The 2,363-nt window shown below is 65.3% G+C and carries 1 pseudogene; it reads left to right on the top strand.

The window, feature by feature from the left end:
• Nucleotides 1-2,363, top strand: a pseudogene (locus tag CVA01_RS15025) (HNH endonuclease); the annotation flags it as partial.

Raw genomic sequence — 2,363 nt, 5'->3', positions numbered from 1 at the left:
GGTAAAGCAGCTGAAGCCAACAGTTTGGCTGTGCAGCAGGCGGACCGGGCAGCGCGGGCGGCAGACAATGCCCGTCAAGCGGCGATCCGGGCCCGCGATGAGGCTCAAGCCGCCGATGCCGCCCAAGTCCGGGCGGGTAATGCTGCCGCGGCAGCAGGCCAGTTGGCACAGCAGTCGGCGCGGGTGGCTGACCAGGCGGTCGCGGCAAGCCAGGAGGCACGAATCGCCTTGCAGCAGACCGCAGACGCGTTGGCACGGGCAGCGTCTGCTGCAGCGCAGGCGCGCAATGCTGCTGCTGTTGCCGCCGCACGAGCCTCTGACGCTTCCCGGGATGCCGGTGCTGCCCAGGGTGCTCGTATTGCCGCTGAGCAGGCACGGGATGCCGCCGATGCCGCAGCCCGGTCGGAAGAGGCCTTCGCACGGGCCGACGAATCAGCCGGTTACGCTCAAGCTGCTGCGGGTGCGGCGAACTCGGCGGCGGGTAACGCTGATGCTGCTGCCGCTGCTGCGACAGAGGCTGCTGGTGCTGCCGGTGTCAGTGAACAGGCCGCCGCCGAGGCCAGGCAAGGGGCGGCGCGCGCCAGGGCGGCGGCGGGCCGTGCCCGGTCGGCGGCGAATCAGGTCGATGGTCTGGTCGTGAGGATCAAGGATCTGGTTGCCCAGGCCCGTGAGGCAGCGGCGCAGGCTGCTGATCATGCCCGTAAATCCGCTGTCGCTGCCGAGGACGCCGCACGTGAAGCAGGGAATGCGGACTACGCCGCGAGGATGTCAGGAGTTCATGCCGCTGATGCTGCAGCGGCGGCGACCGCTGCCGATGAGGCGATGGATCTGGCCGAGCAGACCAGTGAGGTCTCCACCGCTGTTGCCGATGACCGTTTGGAGGCAGAGCGCGCCTTCCTGCGCGCTCAGGCAGAAGATGCCCGCGCGGTGCAGGACGCGACAGACGCTGCAGCGTCACAGAAGGCAGACAAGGATTCCGACCTGCGCGCTGAAGTCGACAAGCTCACCGCCGGCGACGGGATCGACGATGTTGACCAGCTGCGGCGTAGTGCTGTGGCCGCGGTCCAGGTCGGCTCCCCGGCGGTTGCCGGTGCTGCGAAAACGGCATTGGCAGGAGGATCCGATGATGACTTCCGTGTCTTCGGCGCCGAAGGGTTCATTGACGCGGCGTACACGGATGATCGTGCCGTGGTGCAGAACTGGTCAGTCACCAATCCTGATGAGGCGGTACGCGATGCTGCCATGGCGGTGGTCTACGAGGATGCCGACACAATTGACCAGTTCATCGCGACCGGGGCTGATGGTCTTCTCACCGGTGAATTGACCAAGACGGTGTGGACGTTGCGGGAGTCAGCTGGGGACAACACCCGTGCAGCTGCCGATGACGCGCTACGGGCGGGTACTTTCGAGGCGCTTAACGGGTTCGTCAATGACGGTGGATACCAGAACGCGCGCTGGGCTGATCAGATTCAGCAGGCCTATGAACTGACCCGTACAGGTGGCCCGGAGGTCAAGGCGGCCGCTGAGGCCGCGGTGGTCGGTGATCGGGCGGGTCTGGATGAGTTCATTACCGTGGAGCAGTATCGACGAGCCAACATGGACGGGCAGCGGGCCACCCATGACGCCCAGATCGCGTCACTGCTGCAGGCAGGTCGGCAGGCTGCCGATGTTGCCGGTGAACTCGCGGCGAATGCGCAGGCTGCTCATGAGCACGCTTTAGGCTCCGCTGCCCGGGCTCAGGAGTTCGCCGACGCTGCCGCCTCCTTTGCGGGTCAGGCCCAGGAGTCAGCACGACTTGCCGGTGAGCACTTGGCTTCTGCTGAGCAGTCCCTGCAGTTCGCGAAGGCTCAGCAGGCTCGTGCGCACCAGGCTGCGGATCAGGCTGAGGCGGATGCCACTCAGGCGGAGAGTAACGCCAATCAGGCGATGAGCTTCGCTGTTGATGCGCGGGCATCAGCCACTGAGGCTGCCGGTTCTGCGGCTGCGGCGAGGGCATCAGCAGATGCCGCGGGTCAGGATGCGGCGCTGGCGGCTCAGGCTGCCTCGGATGCCTATAACAGTGCCTGGCAGAAGCAGTTGTCCGAGGAAGCGGAGCTGCAGCGTGCGCTTGCCGCTGAGGCGCAGCAAGATGAAGCGGCTGAGCCGACGAGTTTGCTTGATGCGATGAAAGATGTCATCGGTAAAGAGGCTCTGGACCTGATCTTGGATGTTGTGGGTATTACTGATATCCAGAACTGTTTAAAGGGGCAGATCTCCGGGTGTATCTGGGCTGCGGTGGGCGCGTTGCCGTTCGGTAAGATGTTTAAGATCGCCAAGGCGATGCCGGCGTTGCGTAAGCTGGTCAGCAAGGCCGGGGATATCCG

Origin of the sequence: Corynebacterium variabile, from assembly GCF_006539825.1 — a bacterium.
Taxonomy (GTDB): Bacteria; Actinomycetota; Actinomycetes; order Mycobacteriales; family Mycobacteriaceae; genus Corynebacterium; species Corynebacterium variabile.
The sequence above is the reverse complement of the archived record's forward strand: the minus strand, read 5'-3'. Positions and strand labels throughout refer to the sequence as shown.